18 protein-coding genes are annotated in these 19,095 nt (G+C 61.1%); 5 read left to right on the forward strand and 13 right to left on the reverse strand.

Features of this window, described 5'->3' with window-relative positions; genetic code table 11:
- Window positions 1-53: 53 nt before the first annotated feature.
- Window positions 54-512: a ferritin-like domain-containing protein gene (locus IFT57_RS04770; protein ID WP_122479594.1), complete on the reverse strand. Its 459-nt coding sequence runs from the start codon at window positions 510-512 to the stop codon at window positions 54-56.
- A gap of 230 nt (window positions 513-742) precedes the next feature.
- On the opposite strand from IFT57_RS04770, the gene IFT57_RS04775 reads away from it, so the two are divergent.
- Window positions 743-985, forward strand: a complete 243-nt coding sequence (locus tag IFT57_RS04775) for a DUF3820 family protein (protein WP_192050521.1) — start codon at window positions 743-745, stop codon at window positions 983-985.
- Window positions 986-1,072: 87 nt separating this feature from the next.
- Here the strand turns inward: IFT57_RS04775 and IFT57_RS04780 are convergent, their stop codons facing one another.
- The 3 genes from IFT57_RS04780 to zwf are packed head-to-tail and all read right to left on the reverse strand — an operon-like array spanning window position 1,073 to window position 3,925.
- Complete coding sequence (locus IFT57_RS04780) at window positions 1,073-1,759, reverse strand: bifunctional 4-hydroxy-2-oxoglutarate aldolase/2-dehydro-3-deoxy-phosphogluconate aldolase (protein WP_185794099.1); 687 nt, start codon at window positions 1,757-1,759, stop codon at window positions 1,073-1,075.
- Entirely contained in the window at window positions 1,756-2,469 is a 714-nt protein-coding gene (pgl, locus tag IFT57_RS04785; RefSeq protein ID WP_192150737.1) for a 6-phosphogluconolactonase, read from the reverse strand. Before pgl ends, IFT57_RS04780 begins: the two co-directional genes overlap by 4 nt.
- On the reverse strand, window positions 2,456-3,925 hold the full coding sequence (gene zwf, locus IFT57_RS04790) for a glucose-6-phosphate dehydrogenase (RefSeq protein ID WP_122796057.1): 1,470 nt from the start codon (window positions 3,923-3,925) through the stop codon (window positions 2,456-2,458). Before zwf ends, pgl begins: the two co-directional genes overlap by 14 nt.
- Window positions 3,926-4,138: 213 nt before the next feature.
- Here zwf and hexR point away from each other — a divergent pair, with 213 nt between their 5' ends.
- A complete protein-coding gene (gene hexR / locus IFT57_RS04795; RefSeq protein ID WP_192150904.1) occupies window positions 4,139-4,999 on the forward strand; it encodes a DNA-binding transcriptional regulator HexR in 861 nt (286 codons plus the stop codon).
- 305 nt (window positions 5,000-5,304) lie between these two features.
- Here hexR and IFT57_RS04800 read toward each other — a convergent pair whose 3' ends face one another.
- From IFT57_RS04800 to edd, 9 genes are all read right to left on the reverse strand, one after another.
- Window positions 5,305-6,609 (reverse strand): carbohydrate porin, encoded by a 1,305-nt coding sequence (locus IFT57_RS04800; protein WP_244646990.1) that lies wholly within the window; start codon window positions 6,607-6,609, stop codon window positions 5,305-5,307.
- A 129-nt stretch (window positions 6,610-6,738) separates the two neighbouring features.
- Window positions 6,739-7,899: an ABC transporter ATP-binding protein gene (locus IFT57_RS04805; RefSeq protein WP_192150739.1), complete on the reverse strand. Its 1,161-nt coding sequence runs from the start codon at window positions 7,897-7,899 to the stop codon at window positions 6,739-6,741.
- 2 nt (window positions 7,900-7,901) lie between these two features.
- Window positions 7,902-8,747 carry a carbohydrate ABC transporter permease gene (locus IFT57_RS04810; protein ID WP_192150741.1) on the reverse strand — a complete coding sequence of 282 codons (846 nt, stop codon included), beginning with the start codon at window positions 8,745-8,747 and terminating at the stop codon, window positions 7,902-7,904.
- Window positions 8,740-9,648, reverse strand: a complete 909-nt coding sequence (locus IFT57_RS04815; RefSeq protein WP_049861849.1) for a carbohydrate ABC transporter permease — start codon at window positions 9,646-9,648, stop codon at window positions 8,740-8,742. The genes IFT57_RS04810 and IFT57_RS04815 overlap by 8 nt, the downstream gene beginning before the upstream one ends.
- A gap of 107 nt (window positions 9,649-9,755) precedes the next feature.
- Window positions 9,756-11,042 carry an ABC transporter substrate-binding protein gene (locus IFT57_RS04820; RefSeq protein WP_192150743.1) on the reverse strand — a complete coding sequence of 429 codons (1,287 nt, stop codon included), beginning with the start codon at window positions 11,040-11,042 and terminating at the stop codon, window positions 9,756-9,758.
- A 167-nt stretch (window positions 11,043-11,209) separates the two neighbouring features.
- Window positions 11,210-12,616 (reverse strand): ATP-binding protein, encoded by a 1,407-nt coding sequence (locus IFT57_RS04825; protein ID WP_192150906.1) that lies wholly within the window; start codon window positions 12,614-12,616, stop codon window positions 11,210-11,212.
- A gap of 22 nt (window positions 12,617-12,638) precedes the next feature.
- The gene (locus IFT57_RS04830; RefSeq protein ID WP_122796063.1) at window positions 12,639-13,361 is read right to left on the reverse strand and encodes a response regulator; all 723 of its coding nucleotides are present in this window, start codon (window positions 13,359-13,361) and stop codon (window positions 12,639-12,641) included.
- Between the two features lie 65 nt (window positions 13,362-13,426).
- Window positions 13,427-14,380, reverse strand: coding sequence for a glucokinase (locus IFT57_RS04835; protein WP_122796064.1), 954 nt, complete (start codon window positions 14,378-14,380; stop codon window positions 13,427-13,429).
- Window positions 14,377-16,203, reverse strand: a complete 1,827-nt coding sequence (gene edd / locus IFT57_RS04840; RefSeq protein WP_122796065.1) for a phosphogluconate dehydratase — start codon at window positions 16,201-16,203, stop codon at window positions 14,377-14,379. Before edd ends, IFT57_RS04835 begins: the two co-directional genes overlap by 4 nt.
- Before the next feature lie 274 nt (window positions 16,204-16,477).
- Here edd and gap point away from each other — a divergent pair, with 274 nt between their 5' ends.
- From gap to IFT57_RS04855, 3 genes are all read left to right on the forward strand, one after another.
- Window positions 16,478-17,479: a type I glyceraldehyde-3-phosphate dehydrogenase gene (gene gap / locus IFT57_RS04845; RefSeq protein WP_122713527.1), complete on the forward strand. Its 1,002-nt coding sequence runs from the start codon at window positions 16,478-16,480 to the stop codon at window positions 17,477-17,479.
- A gap of 126 nt (window positions 17,480-17,605) precedes the next feature.
- On the forward strand, window positions 17,606-18,127 hold the full coding sequence (locus IFT57_RS04850; RefSeq protein ID WP_192150745.1) for a sigma-70 family RNA polymerase sigma factor: 522 nt from the start codon (window positions 17,606-17,608) through the stop codon (window positions 18,125-18,127).
- A gap of 41 nt (window positions 18,128-18,168) precedes the next feature.
- The gene (locus IFT57_RS04855) at window positions 18,169-19,062 is read left to right on the forward strand and encodes a FecR family protein (RefSeq protein ID WP_192150908.1); all 894 of its coding nucleotides are present in this window, start codon (window positions 18,169-18,171) and stop codon (window positions 19,060-19,062) included.
- Window positions 19,063-19,095: the final 33 nt, after the last annotated feature.

The raw sequence follows: 19,095 nt of genomic DNA on the forward strand, positions 1-19,095 counted from the left end.
CCAACAAAAAACGCCCGATGCGGGCGTTTTTTTTACAGCGCCAGCGTGACTGCTCAGCTGCTGGCGCGAGCTATGTTGCGCAGGGCTTTGACCTGATCGTGATTGCGTTGCACACCGGCAAGCTGACGCTCGACGATGGTGAAGATGTTGGCAGGCAGCGCCTCAGTCAAGGCTTCCTTGTAGGCTTTCAAAGCCACATCTTCGCCGCGTTCGGCTTCGTTCAGTACCGCTTCTTCATCCTTGCCGGTGAAGATTGATTTGACGTCGACCCAGCGACGATGCAGGTCACCGCTCACGCTGGTGGAGTCTTCCGGAGTACCACCCAGTGCGATGACCTCGGCCTGCAGTTCACCAGCCGCTTCGGCGCATTCCTGGGAATGCTTGGTGAACAACGCCTTGAGTTCGGGATTCTTGATGTCTTCGGCACAGGTCTTGAAGCCTTCCTCGCCGTCCTTGCAGGTCTCGATAAGCTTGTTCAGGATGGAAACAACCGTCTTGGCAGAATCATTCATCTTTTTGAATTCCTGTGAAAATCGGAAACCGCGTTGGGATGCTGTCGATAGAGCAGCCTTCGTGCCAGCTTTCATTCCAGAGAAAAATTATATATTTCAAACAGTTAGCGTGGACTGGGATTTTGCGAAGCTGTCTTTATGCATGATGGACGGCTTTGGGACCGTGCAGAATGCATGTAACCTTGCCCCAAGCCGTTCTCGCAGACCCACACCCTTGTGAATATTCAGTCATGAACCCCGAAAAACTCGAATCTTTAGTGACGCTTGCCATGCCCTTCGGCAAGTACAAGGGCCGGGTAATCGCCGACCTGCCGGGGCATTACCTGAACTGGTTCGCCCGCGAAGGCTTTCCCAAGGGGGAGCTGGGCGGCCTGCTGGCGCTGATGCAGGAAATCGATCACAACGGCCTGTCCGACCTGCTCGATCCGCTGCGGGTCAAACATGGCAAGCCGCGCATTGCCGATGGGCGCTGAATCGCCTGACGACTTTCTTTCAGGCAAAAAAAAGTGCGCCGACCGAGCGCACTGAAAGACAACCGTGAAGCGCCTAACGAAGTCGAATCAGTCGAGCAAAGCCAGCGCCTGGGCGCTGCACTCCTGGATACGTGCCCAATCGCGGTTCTCAATCCATTGGCTGTCGAGCATCCACGAGCCGCCCACGCACATCACATTGGATTGAGCCATGTAGCTGTTGATATTGCCCGGGCCGACACCGCCCGTAGGGCAGAAACGCACCTCCGGGAAAGGGCCGCCGAGCGCCTTGATGGCAGCTACGCCACCGCTTACCTCTGCCGGGAACAGCTTGAAGCGACGATAGCCCAGCGCATAACCCATCATCAGTTCGGACGGGCTGCTGATGCCCGGCAGCAACGGCAACGAGCTTTCCACACCAGCCTCGAGCATGTCTTGGGTCACGCCGGGAGTGACGGTGAACTGCGAACCGGCCTGCTCCGTTGCGGCGAGCATTTCGCGGGTCAGCACCGTGCCAGCGCCGACCAGCAGTTCAGGGCGTTGCTCGCGCAGCACCTGAATCGCCCTCAGGCCCAAGGCCGAGCGCAGGGTCACTTCCAGCACAGTCAGGCCGCCGGCCGCTAAAGCATCGGCCAGGGGCAGAATGTCTTCTTCACGGGCAATGGTGATGACCGGCAGAATTCGCGCACGCGCCGCCAAGGCGTCGATCCGGGCAACCTTGTCGACCATGCGTTGCTGTTGTTCGGTGGTAATCATAGCGGCGGTTCCTTGATTCATTGACACCAGTAAATATCCAGCGCGGAGTGCAGGAAGGCGCGGATAGGCATCTGCGCCACGTCGTCGCCGGACAGTGCGGTGCGCAGCGTGGTCAACTTGCTTTCGCCCTGCACCGACAGCACCTTGAAGCGGGCCGAGGCCAGCAACGCACGGCTCATGCTCAGGCGTTGATGCGGCACGCTCGGCGCCAGCATCGGCCAGCAGCGGCGCTCGCTGTCCAGCGCCAGAGCCTGTTCAAGGTTGGGACTATCGGGAAACAACGAAGCGGTGTGCCCGTCATCACCCATGCCCAGTACCAGCACGTCGATCGGCGGCAATTGGCCGAGCAGATCATCGGCCACTGCGGCAGCTTCCTCTTGGCTCGAGGTGGTCTGGTACAGGCTGACGAAACGTGCCTGCTCGACCGCGCCTACCAGCAGGTGGCGCTTGAGCAGACCGGCATTGCTGTCGGCATGCTCGATGGGCACCCAACGCTCGTCGGCCAGGGAGATCACTACCCGTGACCAGTCCAGGCTCTGACGCGCCAGGCACTCCAGGAAAGCCACCGGGCTGCGCCCGCCGGAAACCACCAGGGTTGCCACGTTCTGGCGCTCGATCGCCTCGCGCAGTTGCTCGGCGACCTTGCCGGCCAGTGCTTCGGCCAACAGCGGCGCGCTCACGCAGTCGTGAACCTTGACCCCGTCGGGGAACTGCAAATCAGATATCGCCATACCAGGATCTCCCATCGCGTGTGATCAGGGCAATCGAGCTCATCGGCCCCCATGAACCCGCCGCGTACGGCTTGGGAGCATCGCCGGATTTCTTCCAGCCGGCGATGAGCTGATCGCACCATGTCCACGCATATTCGATTTCATCTTTACGGACAAACAGGTTCTGATTGCCCTGCATCACCTCCAGCAGCAATCGCTCGTACGCGTCTGGAATACGCGCACTGCGATAGGTGTCGGAGAAATTCAGTTGCAGCGGCCCGCTGCGCAGTTGCATGCCCTTGTCCAGGCCCTGCTCCTTGGTCATCACGCGCAGCGATATGCCTTCGTCCGGTTGCAGGCGGATAATCAGCTTGTTGCTGATCTGCAGGCGCTGCTCGGGCGCGAAGATATAGTGCGGCGGTTCCTTGAAGTGGATGACGATCTGCGACAGCTTTTCAGGCATGCGCTTGCCGGTGCGCAGGTAGAACGGCACGCCGGCCCAGCGCCAGTTGCGGATGTCGGCGCGCAGCGCGACGAAGGTCTCGGTGTCACTCTGGGTGTTGGAGTTTTCTTCTTCCAGGTAACCCGGCACCGGACGGCCTTCGCTGTAGCCCGCGATGTACTGGCCACGCACGACCTGCTGGGTCAAGCCGTCGGCGGTGAATGGCGCAAGCGCCTTGAGCACCTTGACCTTCTCGTCGCGAATGCTGTCGGCGGACAGGTCGGCCGGTGGGTCCATGGCGATCAGGCAAAGCAGCTGCAGCAGGTGATTCTGGATCATGTCGCGCAGCTGGCCGGCCTGGTCGAAGTAGCCCCAGCGCCCTTCGATACCCACTTTTTCCGCCACGGTGATTTCAACGTGGGAAATGTAGTTCTGGTTCCACTGGGTTTCGAACAGGCTGTTGGCGAAGCGCAGGGCAATGAGGTTCTGCACCGTCTCCTTGCCCAGATAATGGTCGATGCGGTAGACCCGGTTTTCCGGGAAGTACTGCGCGACGGCATCGTTGACCCGGCGCGAGGATTCCAGGTCGTGGCCGATCGGCTTTTCCAGTACGGCGCGGGTGCGCTCGGTCAGGCCCACCTTGTGCAGGTTTTCGCAGATGGCGCCGTAGACCGCCGCCGGTGTGGCGAAGTAGGCGATCAGTTGTTCGGCGTCACCGACTTTCTCGGCCAGTGCGACGTAGGTGTCGGCATCCAGAAAGTCCACGTGTACATAGCTCAGGCGCGCGAGAAAACGCTGCACCGCATCGGGCTCGAGCTGTGCATCGGAGACGAACTTGCGCAGTCCTGCCTCGATGACACCCAGGTGGTGGGCTTCGTCACCCGGCTCGCGGGCCAAGGCGAGAATGCGTGTATCGGCGTGCAGCAACTGCGCGCGATCGAGTTGATATAGAGCCGGAAACAGCTTGCGCAATGCCAGGTCGCCCAGGGCGCCAAAGAGGGCAAAGGTGCATGATCCTGCGGTCATTGAGGGCATGATGTTTGTTCTTCTATCAAGTTGACGTAGAAATACCCTTTTTCAGGGCACGATTCAAGGCAGAATGTAGTAATAACCACAACATTTACCCATTCAGACAGATACGGGTGGTGGCGCACTGCGCCCCCCAGTAGGATAAGCCACCCGTGAAGACAGCCTGGCCAGAAACGCTCGCTGGCGCTGCAGTAGACCCAAGGACATACCATGGACCGTGTGCGAAATCTTCTGGAACAGATCCAGAGCCGCCTCGATGAGCTGAACAAGGCCAAGCGCAAGGTGGCCGAGGTCATTCTGCTCAATCCGCAGCAGGCGACCCGCTTCAGTATTGCCGCCCTGGCGCAGGCCGCCAAGGTCAGCGAGCCGACGGTGAACCGCTTCTGTCGTTCCTTCGGCGTCAGTGGCTACCCCGAGCTCAAGCTGCAACTGGCGCAAAGCCTGGCCAGCGGTGCCGCCTACGTCAGTCGTGCGGTGGAAGCCGACGACGATCCTGCTGCCTATACCCAGAAGATTTTCGGCAGCGCCATCGCTTCGTTGGACAGCGCCTGCCAGCAACTCGATCCGGCGCTGGTCAGCCGTGCCGTGGACATGTTGATCCAGGCGCGGCAGATCCACTTCTTCGGTCTCGGCGCGTCGGCGCCGGTCGCGCTCGATGCGCAACACAAGTTCTTCCGCTTCAACCTGGCGGTGTCGGCGCATGCCGATGTCCTCATGCAGCGAATGTTGGCGTCGGTTGCCCATACCGGCGAGCTGTTCGTGATCATCTCCTACACCGGGCGCACGCGCGAACTGGTTGAAGTCGCTCGTCTGGCACGGGAAAACGGTGCATCGGTACTGGGGCTGACGGCGGCAGGCTCGCCCCTGGCCAAGGCCAGCAGCGTGAGTCTGAATATACCCCTGCCCGAAGACACGGATATTTACATGCCGATGACATCGCGCATCGTGCAACTGACCGTGCTGGACGTGTTGGCCACGGGCATGACGCTACGGCGCGGCGTGGATTTCCAGCCACACCTGAGGAAGATCAAGGAAAGCCTCAACGTGAGTCGCTATCCGGCAGGGGATGGCCTGGACTGAATGCAGGTAAAGGACCTGGATCTGTAGGAGCGGTCAGTGGCCGCGAAAAAACGCCGCGGTGGATCAGATTCACCGCAGCAAGCCTTTCGCGGCCGATGACCGCTCCCACAGTCAAACCGCAGGTAATTGTATGAATGAGCCCGTGATCCCACGTAGGAGCGGTCAGCGGCCGCGAAAAGAACACCGCAGTGTGCCAGTTTCACCGCGGCGCGGCTTTCGCGGCCGATGACCGCTCCTACGGTGCGCCCGTTACTGGGTCGAAAAAAAAGGGCGACCGAAGTCGCCCGTAAAGAGCACACCACAAATCAGAACTTGGACTGGATTTTCAGCCCGGCCACCAGCGCATCATCCACCTGGTTCACGCCGCCAGGATGCTTGATGTACTGCACGTTGGGCCGCACCGTCAGCCAGTTGGTCACGTGGAAGCCGTAGTAGATCTCGGCGTTGTACTCGGTGTCCTGGATCGGCAGGTATGACGGATTGTCGTAGTCTTCGATGTTGTTCAGATCGTTGACCAGACGGCGATTCTTGCGCACGTCGTCGTTGACGTGGATGCGCGCGATGCCCACACCGATGTCGTCCTTGGGCCGGGCGTCGAAGGGCCCCATGTAGGTCAGGCCGATCTGCTGGTAGTTGTCGACGAAGTTGGTGTCCTTGTCGTGCACGGTGGCGTTGGCAAAGATGCTCAGGCCACGCGCGGCGCTGCCGTTATGGCTGGTCAGCTGCTGCTGGGCGACGATCCAGGCGCCGTGCTTGCTGCTGTGGGATTTGTAGCTGGCGCCGGAAACCGCAGCCGCCTGGCCATTGCCATCTTCATACACATCGTCGGCCTTGGCCGTGCTGTAGTAATAGCCCAGGCGATACTCGCCTGGTAGGTCGTTGAGCTTGGGCGTCCATACCAGCTCAACCGGCAGGATCATGCCCTTGGTGCCGCTGCCGCTGAGCTTGAAGCCATTGCCGGTTTCCAGGTACGAGGGGTTCTGCTCGAACACGCCTACCTGCGCATACACTTCCGGGGTGATGTTGTACTTGATACGCAGGGCCCACTGGCTGACCGGCCAGTTGTACCAGATATTGCCAACCCAGTTGCCGACCTGCGAACCGCAGAACGCCAGGTTCTGGAAGTCGCACGGAAAGCTGTTGAAGTCTTCGCCAGGGCCGAAGCGGCCGATCTTGACGTTGAGCTTGTCGTCGAAATAACCCTGCTTGTACCACATCTGGGTAAGCCGCCAGGTCTGGCCCCTGCCCCAGACTTCCTGGGATGAACTCAAGGTGCCGGCACGCGGATCGCCGATCCGGTCATTGGAGATGTTGCGGCCACTGCGCTCGGTGATGGCCAGCTTGAACTCGGCGTCCTTCCAACCCAGGATCTTTTCCAGGTCCATCTTCACGCCCAGAGCGAACTGATCGCTGTAGCGTGCGGTGGTGTCGTCGTTGTAACCACCGTCGAGATTGCTGCCTACCTCCCCTACATACTCCAGCGAAAAATCGTAGCCCTTTTCCAGCAACTCCGTACGCGCCCCACCCCAATCACCGGTCATCCACGGCGACTCTTCTGTAAAGGCCCCAGCGGCATGCACGCTGCCGGCCAGACTCAAGGCGCCAAGCATCGACAACTGGCCGATCAGTCTGGGTTTAGTGATAAGTCTGCTGTTCATCCCTCTTCCTCTTTTATTGTTATTGACGTGTTGTACAGTCTTGCCAATGACAGGCGACAGGCCGCCCGCCGATATCGCTATTCAGCGTCCTTTGAACTGGGTCACGTTGCCCAAGGGTGCAGCTTCCTGCACGGTTCGCGTAGCGCCGAGGCGCTCACCGCTGGCCGCATCGAAAATCAGGACCTTGCTCGGGTCCAGCAGCAGGTTCAAGGTGGCGCCTATGGCCGGCGCAGCGTCCGGCGCCATGCGGCAGCACACCTTGGTCTGGTTCACGGTGACGAACACCAGCGTGTCCGGCCCGGTCGGCTCGGTGATCTGCACTTCGGCGCGCAGGGTGGGCAAACCCGTGACCTGTTCGCTGGCCAGGGCGATCTGTTCGGGGCGGATGCCGAGAATGATCTCGCGATCCTCCAGCCCCGCGTCGGCAATGCCCAGCGGCAGCTCGCAACGTGCCTGGCCGCTGTCGAGCAGCGCTACCAGGCGGCCGTCCTGACGGGTCAGGCGCAGCGGGATGAAGTTCATCGGCGGCGAACCGATGAAGCTGGCCACGAACAGGTTGGCCGGATCGTTGTAGATCTGCTGCGGCGTGCCGAACTGCTGGATGATGCCGTCCTTCATCACCGCCACTTTGTCGCCCAGAGTCATCGCTTCGATCTGGTCATGGGTCACGTAGACCGTGGTGGTTTTAAGGCGCTGGTGCATCAGTTTCATTTCAGTGCGCATCTCGACGCGCAGCTTGGCGTCGAGGTTGGAGAGCGGTTCGTCGAACAGATAAATCTTCGGCCGACGTGCCAGGGCACGGCCCATCGCCACACGCTGTTGCTGACCACCGGAGAGCTGACCCGGCTTGCGGTTCAGCAGGTGTTCGATCTGCAGCAGCTTGGCCACGCGAGCGACTTCTTCATCGATCGCCGACTGCGCCATCTTGCGGATCTTCAAGCCGAATTCGATGTTCTCGCGCACGCTCATGGTCGGGTACAGCGCATAGGACTGGAACACCATGGCGATGTCACGATCCTTCGGGCTCATGCCACTGACGTCCTGATCACCAATCATGATCGCGCCGCCAGTGATGCTTTCCAGACCGGCGATGCAGTTCATCAGGGTCGACTTGCCGCATCCCGACGGGCCGACGAGGATCAGGAACTCCCCGTCCTTGATCGACAGTTCGATGTTCTTCAGCGTGTCCGGCAGGCCGGGACCGTAGGTCTTGTTGACGTTGCAAAGTTCGAGCGTAGCCATGATTACCCCTTGACGGCGCCGGCTGTCAGCCCGCGCACGAAATACTTGCCTGCGACCACATAGACCAGCAGGGTCGGCAAACCGGCGATCATCGCCGCCGCCATGTCCACGTTGTATTCCTTGGCGCCGGTGCTGGTGTTGACCAGGTTGTTCAGCGCCACCGTGATCGGTTGCGAATCCCCGCTGGAGAACACCACACCGAACAGGAAGTCGTTCCAGATCTGGGTGAATTGCCAGATCAGGCAAACCATGATGATCGGCGTCGACATCGGCAGAATGATGCGGCGGAAAATCGTGAAGAAACCCGCGCCGTCCAGACGTGCGGCTTTTACCAGCGCATCGGGAATGCTCACGTAGTAGTTACGGAAAAACAGCGTGGTGAACGCCAGACCGTAAACCACGTGGACAAACACCAGGCCGGTGGTAGTGTTCGCCAGCCCGATCTTGCCGAGCGTAAACGAGGCCGGCAGCAGCACAGTCTGGAACGGCAGGAAGCAGCCGAACAACAGCAGACCGAAGAACAACTGCGAACCACGGAAGCGCCACATCGACAGCACGTAGCCGTTCAGTGCCCCGATGGCGGTGGAGATGATCACGGCGGGTACGGTGATCTTGATCGAGTTCCAGAAATACCCGTCAACCGTGGCCCAGGCCTTGATCCAGCCGATGCCGCTGACCACGGTCGGCCAGCTCAGCAGGTTGCCGGTGCTGATGTCTTCCGGGGTCTTGAAGCTGGTCAGCAACATGACCACCAGCGGCACCAGATAAAGCAATACGGCGAGGATCAGTACTGCATAGATCGCGATACGACTCAGGCTGATGGCGGGTTTGGCAGCGAGATCAGTCATTGCGCTTGGTCCTCAGCTCGGAATACAGGTAAGGCACGATGATCGCGAGGATCGCACCGAGCATCAGAATCGCACTGGCCGAGCCCATGCCCATCTGGCCGCGACTGAAGGTGAAGGAATACATGAACATCGCCGGCAGGTCAGAGGAATAACCCGGGCCACCGGCGGTCATCGCCGCGACCAGGTCGAAACTCTTGATCGCGATGTGCGCCAGAATCATCACCGCACTGAAGAACACCGGACGCAGACTTGGCAGCACCACCTTCCAATAGATTGTCGGCATGCTCGCGCCATCGATCTGCGCGGCACGAATGATCGATTGATCGACACCACGCAGGCCAGCGAGGAACATCGCCATGATGAAGCCCGAGGCTTGCCACACCGCCGCGATCACAAGGCAGTAGACCACGCGATCGGGGTCGATCAGCCAGTCGAGACGGAAGCCTTCCCAGCCCCAGTCACGCAGCAATTTGTCCAGGCCCATGCCCGGGTTGAGCAGCCATTTCCACGCGGTACCGGTGACGATCATCGAAAGTGCCATCGGGTACAGGTAAATGGTGCGGATAAAGCCTTCGCGACGGATGCGCTGGTCGAGGAACACCGCCAGCAACACACCGATCACCAGAGTGATGCCGATGAACATGCCGCCGAACACGGCGAGGTTTTTGCTCGCGACCCACCAGCGGTCGTTGTCGAACAACCGCGCGTACTGCGCAAGGCCCGCCCACTTGTAAGTCGGCAGGAACGTCGAAGTGGTGAACGACAGCACGAACGTCCACAGGATGTAGCCATAGAAGCCCACCAGCACGATGAACATGCTCGGCGCCAGCACCAGTTTTGGCAGCCAGCGTTGCAACGCATCGAACGGCGAGGCTTTGCTGAACGCAGCAACAGAGCTCATGGGGAAATCCATCGAAAAAGAAAAGGGCAGCTACACGCTACAAGTTTCAAGCTGCAAGATAAGCAGGGCAGTGCTCTGAATTGCAGCTTGCAGCTTGCCGCTACGGCTTATTTGGAAGACTTGACCGCTGCGCCAAGTTTCTTGGCAGTGTCGGCCGGGTCGGCTTTCGGGTCGTTGATGTAGTTGGTCACGACATCAAAGAACGCGCCTTGCACGGCCAGCGTGGTCGCCATGTTGTGCGCCATGCTTGGTTGCAGGCCGCCGGACTTGGCGTCCGCCAGGAAGTCCTTGGCAGCGGTCTGTGCGCAGGAATCGAAACCCAGTTGCTCCATGTTGTTCAACATGTCGTTGCGAACCGGGATCGAGCCTTTGTTGATGCTGAAGACTTTCTGGAAGTTCTCACCCAGCACGACTTTGGCGATGTCCTGCTGACCGGCCGCAGTGCCTGCGTCCTTCTGCTTGAACACGGCCAGCGAGTCGATGTTGTAGGTGAACGCTTTGTCGGTGCCCGGGAAGGCGACGCACTCGTAGTCCTTGCCGGCGACTTTCTTGGCGGCGGTCCATTCGGACTTGGCCCAGTCACCCATGATCTGCATGCCGGCCTTGCCGTTGATGACTTTGGCCGCTTCCAGGTTCCAGTCCTGACCTTTGCCGTCGGCGTCCATGTAGGTCGCGACTTTCTTCAGTTCGGTCAGCGCCTTGACCATTTCCGGGCCAGTGAGCGCGGCGTTGTCCAGGTCCACCAGGGCTTTTTTGTAACCATCGACACCCATGACCGAAAGCACTACCGCTTCGAACACGGTGCTGTCCTGCCAAGGCTGACCGCCATGGGCCAGAGGAATGAAGCCCGCAGCCTTGAGCTTGTCGCCCGCGGCGTAGAATTCTTCGAGGGTGGTCGGGTTCTTGGTGATACCGGCTTTCTTGAACACTTCCGGGTTGATCCACAGCCAGTTCACGCGGTGAATGTTCACCGGCACGGCGACGTAATCACCGTCGTACTTCACGGTATCGGAGACTTTCTTGTCGAGCAGACTGTCCCACTTTTCCGCCTTGGCGACGTCTTCCAGCACGTCGGTGTCGAGCAGGCCAGTGGATGCCCACTCCTGGATGTCCGGGCCTTTGATCTGGGCAACGCCAGGCGGGTTACCGGCGACTGCACGACTTTTCAGCACGGTCATGGCAGTGGCACCGCCACCACCGGCAACAGCTCCGTCTTTCCAGGTGAAGCCATCTTTCTCGACCTGCGCCTTGAGCACATCGACCGCTGCTTTTTCACCGCCTGACGTCCACCAATGGACAACTTCCACCGAACCTTTGGAGTCGGCAGCCAGGGCACTGAGCGGGAACACGGAGGCGAGGGATACGACGATGGCGAGGCGCGAGAGCGAGTTCATGGGACATCCTTTTTTGTTGTTATGCAGAGGCAAGTCTGATGCTTGCGTTGCGTGAGAGTGTAAACACCGCCAAGTGGGGTGCAGGTAACGAAGGGATAAGGAAATGTCACGGACTGGTGACATTCATGATCACCAGAACGGTCGGTGTGCAGAAACACGTAGATCGCTCAGACCGTCTTGCGCGGCAAGACCAATGTCACCCGCAAGCCGCCGGCCGGGAGATTCTGCAACGTCACCTCACCGCCATGGCTGTGGGCGATGTTGCGCGCGATGCCCAGGCCCAGCCCATAGCCCTGCTGGGTGCTGGCCAGGCGGAAGTGCGGCTCGAAGACCTTCTGCAACCGTTGCTCGGGTACGCCTGGACCCTCATCGTCGACGTACAGCACGAAGGCCTGTGCATCGTCGTGGATGGACAGGTGCGCGCGGTCACCGTACTTGAGGGCGTTGTCGATCAAATTGCCGATGCAGCGCTTGATGGCCAGCGGCTTGCCGGCGTAGGGCCAGCGCGCCTTGCCTTCCAGGGTCACTCGGCCGTTGCCGTGCGGCGCCAGATAGGGTTCCACCAGGCAATCGAGCACCTGATCGAGATCGACCCGCTCGATATTTTCGTGGATGTCCGTGTCTTTGACGCATTGCAGCGCGCCCTTGACCAGCAATTCCAGCTCGTCCAGGTCACGGCCGAACTTGGCTTCCAGGGCTGGATCGTCGAGCAGTTCGACACGCAGACGCAGGCGTGTGATGGGCGTGCGCAAGTCGTGGGAAATCGCACTGAACAGCTGGCTGCGCTCGGTCAGGTAACGACTGATACGCTCGCGCATGGCATTCAGCGCCCGCGCCACTTCCATCACCTCGCTGCCGCCACCGTCCATGGGCGGTTCGTTGCTCACCTCGCCCAGCGACAACTCGCGTGCGGCGCGGGCCAGGCGTTTCAGGGGCCGGCTTTGCCAGTGCACGAGCACGCCAATGAACAGCAGCAAAAAACCGCTGGTCAGGGCGATGAACCAGATCTGCTGGGCAGGCAGGCCCTCTTCCTCAAGCGTGGTATAGGGTTCGGGCAACAGCGAAGCAATGTACAGCCATTCAGTGGGCCCCAGGCGAATCTGGGTGACCAGCACCGGTGGGTTCACCGGTTCCAGGGTCAAGGCGTAGTGCGCCCAGGAACGCGGTAGCTCGTCGAGCTTGAGGCCGCTGTTGAAGATGCGCAGATCGTCGGGGCTGACGAAGGCCACCGAGATGTCCGCGTCGCTGCCCAGTTGGGTGCGGAGCACAACCGAAACCGCGTCGATCACCGCAGTCTTGCGCGCAGTGGGCTCGAGCAGTTGCATGCCCAGCGGCTTGTCGTTGAGTGAAACGAAAAAGCGCGTACCACCCATGCTGCGCAGTTGGTCCAGTACCAGTGGCCGATAGGCCAGTGGCAACGAACGGAAATAGCTGACGCTGGCCGCCATCGAGTGGGCCAGGCTGCGGGCGCTGGTCACCAGCCCTTCGAGCTGCGTGGCCCGCAGCTGCGACAGCCAGATGACGCTGGACAAGCCCTGCGCCAGGAGCACCGCCAGCAGTGTCAGCAACAGCATGCGACCCAGCAGTGAGCGCGGCTTAAACAGGCGCAACGTGAGCCGCCAGCAGGTAGCCGCTACCGCGCACCGTGCGGATCAGCCGCGGGGGTTTGTCATTGTCGCGCAGGCGCTGGCGCAGGCGGCTGACTGCCATGTCGACGATGCGATCCAGCGGCATTGGCTCGCGTCCGCGGGTGGCGTTGCCGATGGTGTCGCGGTCGAGAATCTGCTGGGGATGATCGAGGAACAGCTTGAGCAAGGCGAAGTCGGCACCTGAGAGGAACACCTCCTCGCCGTCGGTGTGAAACAGGCGGTGGCTGACGGTATCCAGCCGCCAGTCGTCGAAGCCGAGCACCTCGCCACTGCGCTCGCTGGCGAACTGGCTGCGTCGCAGCAACGCCTTGATGCGCGCCTGCAGCTCGCGTGGGCTGAACGGCTTGCCCAGGTAGTCATCGGCCCCCAGTTCGAGGCCGATCACGCGGTCGGCTTCGTCGGAGCTGGCGGTCAGCATGATGATCGGCACCTGGGCCATGCGCGGATGCTGGCGGATCCAGCGGCACAGGCTGAAGCCATCTTCGTCGGGCAGCATGACGTCGAGAATCACCAGGTCGGTGCCGACCTCGGCGCCAAGCGCTTCGCGAAAGCCCGCGCCGTCGGCCGTGGTGCGCACGGCGAAACCGGCCCGGCTGAGGTAGGTGTCCAGCAGTTCGCGGATGTCCTGATCGTCATCGACCAGCAGGATCGATTTGCCGACAGTGCTCACGTGGGCGTCCTTGTTGTCATTGCCGGGTCGATACGCCCGGCTTTTTTCAAGGGCTGATTAAACGCTCAAGCCTGCGCCTGTTGCAAGGCCACGCCTGCGCCCAACAGCCCGGAGAACTCGGCCGTGACCACCCACACAGGAACGCCCTTGAAGTAATCGCTCATGCAGCCCTTGTCGGCGAAGCTCTCGGCGAAACCGCTTTGCATGAAGATGTCGAGAAAGCGCGGGATCACGCCACCGACGATGTACACGCCGCCCCGACCGCCCACGGTCAGCACGTTATTGCCCGCCACCCTGCCCAGGAAGCGGCAGAATTGCTCCAGGGTTTCCCTAGCGACGGGATCACCGGCAAGGCCGGCGTCGGTGACTTCCGCAGGCGAGGTGCAGGAAGGCGTATGGCCGTCTACTTCGCACACAGTTTGATACAACCGTAACAATCCACCGCCGCTGAGAATCGTTTCGGCGCTGACGTGACCGATCTGCGCTTCGATGTGCGCGCGCAGTTGAGCTTCGCGCGGGCTGCCGACGGGCAGGTCGACATGGCCGCCCTCACCCGGCAATGCCATCCAACCGTTGCGCAGGCCGATCAGCGTGCCCACGCCCAGCCCGGTGCCCGGACCGATGACCACTGCCGGACGGGCGGGATCCGCTTCGCCCTCGCAGACCAACTGGTACTCATCGGGCTGCAGACGGGTCATGCCCAGCGCCATGGCGGTGAAGTCATTGATCAGCAGCAGGTGCCCGATCTGCAGGCTTGCGCAGAATGCCTTGCGGCTCAGGCGCCAATGGCTGTTGGTGAAGCGGAACTCGTCACCGTCCACCGGGCCTGCTACCGCCAAGCACGCGGCGCCGATGTCGCCCTTCTGCAGCTTGAGGTCGGCCATGTAGACGCCGATGGCGTGCTCGGGGCTGGTGTAGTCTGCCGTGGGGAAGACCCGAACCGAATGCAGCGCATCGTTTTCCCAGAGGGCGAAACGTGCGTTGGTACCGCCGATGTCGCCGATAAGGGCGAGTGTCATCGCAAAATCTCCAACCCCGAAGTGAAGGCACTGGCGCCTTGCTCGGCCGAGCTGAAGGCTTGGCGCATGAACCCGAACAGTTCACGCCCGCACCCTACGCCATTGGCCAAGGTGCCGACCGCCGGGGTACGGCTGGCCAGCGTCTGGGCATCGACGCGTACCTGCAAGGTACCTTCGACACCGTCGACCCGGATGATATCGCCATCGCGCACCAAGGCCAACGGGCCACCGCTGGCCGCCTCGGGACTGACGTGGATCGCGGCGGGAATCTTGCCGGACGCACCGGACATGCGCCCGTCGGTGACCAGCGCGACCTTGAAGCCGCGATCCTGCAGCACGCCGAGAAAAGGCGTCATCTTGTGCAGTTCCGGCATGCCGTTGGAGCGCGGTCCCTGGAAGCGCATGACGGCGACGAAATCCTTCTCCAGTTCGCCGGCCTTGAACGCATCGGCCAGCTCCTGCTGGTCCTGGAACACGCGGCAAGGCGCTTCCACTACCTGGTTCTCCAAAGCCACGGCAGACACTTTCATGACGCCACGACCCAGATTGCCTTCCATCACGCGCAATCCACCCTCGGCTGAAAAAGGTCGCGCCACGGGGCGCAGGATGGTTTCGTCGAGGCTCGCCTCGGGACCTTCGCGCCACACCAGCCGACCTTCTTGCAAAAATGGTTCGCGGGTATAGCGGCTCAGGCCGTGACCAGCCACCGTGTTCACGTCCTCGTGCAACAGGCCTGCTGCGAGCAGCTCGCGAATCAGGAAAGCCATGCCGCCAGCTGCTTGGAAATGGTTGATGTCAGCCTTGCCGTTTGGATAGACGTTGGACAGGGTTGGCACCACTTCGGACAAGTCGGCCATGTCTTGCCAGGTCAGAATGATGCCCGCTGCCATGGCGATCGCCGGCATGTGCAGGGTGTGGTTGGTCGAGCCGCCCGTTGCGTGCAGGGCGACGATCGAATTCACCAGCGATTTTTCATCGACGATGCGGCCGATGGGGGTGAACTCGCCGTTGGCTTTGGTCAGGCGTGTGACCTGATGGGCCGCTTCGTGGGTCAGCGCATCGCGTAGCGGTGTGTTGGGATTGACGAAAGAAGCCCCCGGCAGGTGCAGCCCCAGCACCTCCATGAGCAACTGGTTGGTGTTGGCCGTGCCGTAGAACGTACAGGTGCCCGGACTGTGGTAGGACTTCATCTCCGATTCGAGCAATTCTTCACGGCTCGCCTTGCCCTCGGCATAACGCTGGCGAACATCGGCCTTCTCCTTGTTGGAGATGCCCGAAGGCATTGGCCCGCCGGGGACGAAAACCATCGGCAGATGGCCGAAGCGCAGCGCGCCCATCATCAGGCCCGGGACGATCTTGTCGCAGATGCCGAGCATCAGGGCACCGTCGAACATGTTGTGGGACAAGGCCACGGCCGTGGACAGGGCGATGGTTTCGCGACTGGCCAGGCTCAGCTCCATGCCGGCCTCGCCCTGGGTCACGCCATCGCACATGGCCGGCACGCCGCCCGCGAACTGGCCGACCGAGCCGATCTCGCGCAACGCCTGCTTGAGCTGCTCGGGGTAGGTTTCGTAAGGCTGGTGCGCCGAGAGCATGTCGTTATATGACGAAACAATTGCGATGTTGGTCGCATTCATCATGCGCAGTTGGTGCTTGTCTTCGGTGCCGCACCCCGCTACGCCGTGGGCAAAGTTCGCACATTGCAGCTTGCCGCGCATGGGCCCGTCGCTGGCAGCGCTGTCGATCAGTTGCAGGTAGTGCTTGCGGGTAGCTTGGCTACGCGCAATCAGCCGTTGGGTGACCTCAAGGACGCGGGGATGCATGTGAAGAACTCCAGGCTTTGGGGGCGACCTCTGCAACACTCTGTCCGAACTACGACCCGTGTCAGGGCTCAAAGCCCTGCAGGCAAGAATCGATGTGAAGGAAGGGTTGTACCGGTCACTCGTTGTAGATAGAACAAAATATTGCCATTAAAAAGGCTTGTTTTCTATTTCTATGCGAATAATCTTGTAATTCCAACAACAAAACAGATTACGTGACCTGCTTGCCCGGACCTGATCCAAGGGGAATCACCCAATCTGATTACAGGAATCACTCATGACCATTCGCATAGCAATCAACGGTTTTGGCCGCATCGGCCGCAATGTCCTGCGGGCACTCTATACCCAAGGCTACCGCCAGGACCTGCAGGTCGTCGCCATCAACGACTTGGGTGACAGCGCGATCAACGCCCATCTGCTCAAGTACGACACGGTGCACGGCACCTTCGATGGCACGGTCGAGCACGACAAGGAAGGCCTCACGGTGAATGGCGACCGCATCTCGGTCAGTGCCATCCGCAACCCGGCCGAGCTGCCGTGGAAGGCCGAGAACATCGATGTGGTGTTCGAGTGCACCGGCCTGTTCACCGACCGTGAAAAGGCTGCCGCGCACCTGACGGCCGGCGCTCGCAAGGTGATCATCTCGGCACCGGCCAAGGGCGCCGATGCCACCGTGGTGTATGGCGTCAACCACGACGTGCTGCGCCAGTCCCACGAAGTGATCTCCAACGCCTCGTGCACCACCAACTGCCTGGCCCCGGTGGCCCAGGTGCTGCACCGCGAGCTGGGCATCGAGCAGGGCCTGATGACCACCATCCACGCCTACACCAACGACCAGAACCTGATCGACGTCTACCACAGCGACCCCTACCGCGCCCGCTCGGCGACCCAGTCGATGATCCCCAGCAAGACCGGCGCCGCCGAAGCCGTTGGCCTGGTGCTGCCGGAGCTGGCCGGCAAGTTGACCGGCATGGCCGTGCGCGTACCGGTGATCAACGTCTCGCTGGTCGACCTGACCTTGAACCTGTCGCGTGAAGCCAGCCGCGACGAGATCAATGCGCTGATGCACGCCGCTGCCGAGCAGTCCAAGGTGCTGGGCTACAACACCCTGCCGCTGGTTTCCACCGACTTTAACCACAACCCGCTGTCGTCGATCTTCGATGCCAACCACACCAAGGTCAACGGCAAACTGGTCAAGGTGATGGCCTGGTACGACAACGAATGGGGCTTTTCGAACCGCATGCTGGACAACTGCCTGGCGCTGATCAACGCCAAGTAAGGCCTCATAGCGGCTGGATACGGTAGGCACCGTCTCCAGCCGCGATACTTCTTGCAAAGATCGTGGCTTGACCAGGCGTGCAGATGAGAAGCATTATCATCTCCTGCTTTCCGGTCGGGCAATTCCGTGAGTCAATCACGCTTCAATTCCGTTTTCCTCTCCCAACGCTTGAGTCTGCTGCGCACCCTTCAGCGCATGGTACGCAACCCCAGCACCGCCGAAGACCTGCTTCAGGAAACCTACCTGAGGGTAAATCGTGCCTTGGGTGAGCGACGCATCGAGCACCTCGAACCCTTCGTGTTTCAGACAGCACGCAATCTGGCCCTGGATTATCTGCGCTCACGACGGGTGCACGAGCGAACCATGGTCGAAGATGTGCCCCTCGACGTGCTACAAAGCATTGCAGCAGTGGCCAGTAGTCCGGACGAGGTCGCCCATGCGGAGCGCCTTCTGGCCAGGCTGACCGTGAGCCTGGCCCGACTGACGCCGCGCCAGCAGCGGATTTTCATCCTGAGCCGAGTGCATGGCAGCAGTTATGTGGAAATTGCCCTTGAGCTGCACGTCTCGGCAAGCACCGTGCAAAAGGAATTGAAATTGATCATGGCGATCTGCGTCGGCGTCGCGCAGCGCCTGGAGGAAGATTCGTGAGTCGGCAGCATCTACCTGAGCGGGCGCCACCGACGCCTGCCATGGAGCAAGCCATCGATTGGTTGATCGCCCAGCCCTGCACCGACCCCACCGAGCAAAGGGCATTCGAGGACTGGCTGCTGGCCGACCCCGAACATGCCGCGGCATTTGAGCAGGCCCGCGCGGTGTGGCACGGCGCGCCGGTTCACCAGGCCGCCGTCGCCCTGCAAACGCGGCGCCAACCGCCGGCCTGGCGTCGGCATTGGAAACCACTGGCTAGCGCCGCAATACTGGTGGTAGGCGTATTGAATTTCACCCACCTGCCGCTGCGCGTACAGGCCGCTCATCTGACCCAGGTCGGCGAACGGCAACACCTGCAGCTGGAAGACGGTTCCAAAGTATTGCTCAACACCGATTCGGCCTTCTCCAGCCGCATCGACACCCGGCAACGCAGCGCGCGCCTATACGAAGGCGAGGCGTTTTTCGAGGTACCCCCCAGCCGTCGGCAACCCTTGCAGGTGCAAGCCGGCCCGGTGCGTGCCGATGTGCTCGACAGTGCCTTCGCCGTGAGCTACCACGATGGCCAGGCACAAGTGCGGGTGCAGCGCGGCAATGTCGACCTCAGCGCCAGCCATGACAAGACGGTGCGCCTGAACGCCGGCGACAGCATACGCATAGGCCCCAAAGGATTCGGCACGCGTGAGCGGCTTGATCCACAGAAGGATCTGGCCTGGGTCCAGGGCCGTTTGATCTTCGAGAATTGCCCCATAGGCGAGGTACTCGCCCAACTTCGGCGTTATTACCCGGGGTGGATCATCAACACCGACAAGAAGCTCGAGCAGGTGGCAGTGACCGGTAATTACCGCCTGGACAACCCGCTCGAAGTGGTTCGCTCGTTGGCTCAGGTGACGTCGGCACAGGTGCGGGAGTTTCCGGCGCTGGTCATCCTGAACTGACAGATACCTCATTGCCATGAACCGACACCCCGC

This window comes from Pseudomonas sp. CFBP 13719 (genome assembly GCF_014842095.1).
In the GTDB taxonomy this organism is placed as follows: Bacteria; Pseudomonadota; Gammaproteobacteria; order Pseudomonadales; family Pseudomonadaceae; genus Aquipseudomonas.

Bases quoted from the DNA above. Each gene is read 5' to 3' on its own strand.
- IFT57_RS04770 (WP_122479594.1), bottom strand. From the start codon at position 512: ATGAATGATTCTGCCAAGACGGTTGTTTCCATCCTGAACAAGCTTATC.
- IFT57_RS04775 (WP_192050521.1), top strand. From the start codon at position 743: ATGAACCCCGAAAAACTCGAATCTTTAGTGACGCTTGCCATGCCCTTC.
- IFT57_RS04780 (WP_185794099.1), bottom strand. From the start codon at position 1,759: ATGAATCAAGGAACCGCCGCTATGATTACCACCGAACAACAGCAACGC.
- pgl (WP_192150737.1), bottom strand. From the start codon at position 2,469: ATGGCGATATCTGATTTGCAGTTCCCCGACGGGGTCAAGGTTCACGAC.
- zwf (WP_122796057.1), bottom strand. From the start codon at position 3,925: ATGCCCTCAATGACCGCAGGATCATGCACCTTTGCCCTCTTTGGCGCC.
- IFT57_RS04800 (WP_244646990.1), bottom strand. From the start codon at position 6,609: ATGCTTGGCGCCTTGAGTCTGGCCGGCAGCGTGCATGCCGCTGGGGCC.
- IFT57_RS04805 (WP_192150739.1), bottom strand. From the start codon at position 7,899: ATGGCTACGCTCGAACTTTGCAACGTCAACAAGACCTACGGTCCCGGC.
- IFT57_RS04810 (WP_192150741.1), bottom strand. From the start codon at position 8,747: ATGACTGATCTCGCTGCCAAACCCGCCATCAGCCTGAGTCGTATCGCG.
- IFT57_RS04815 (WP_049861849.1), bottom strand. From the start codon at position 9,648: ATGAGCTCTGTTGCTGCGTTCAGCAAAGCCTCGCCGTTCGATGCGTTG.
- IFT57_RS04820 (WP_192150743.1), bottom strand. From the start codon at position 11,042: ATGAACTCGCTCTCGCGCCTCGCCATCGTCGTATCCCTCGCCTCCGTG.
- IFT57_RS04825 (WP_192150906.1), bottom strand. From the start codon at position 12,616: ATGCTGTTGCTGACACTGCTGGCGGTGCTCCTGGCGCAGGGCTTGTCC.
- IFT57_RS04835 (WP_122796064.1), bottom strand. From the start codon at position 14,380: ATGACACTCGCCCTTATCGGCGACATCGGCGGTACCAACGCACGTTTC.
- edd (WP_122796065.1), bottom strand. From the start codon at position 16,203: ATGCATCCCCGCGTCCTTGAGGTCACCCAACGGCTGATTGCGCGTAGC.
- gap (WP_122713527.1), top strand. From the start codon at position 16,478: ATGACCATTCGCATAGCAATCAACGGTTTTGGCCGCATCGGCCGCAAT.
- IFT57_RS04855 (WP_192150908.1), top strand. From the start codon at position 18,169: ATGGAGCAAGCCATCGATTGGTTGATCGCCCAGCCCTGCACCGACCCC.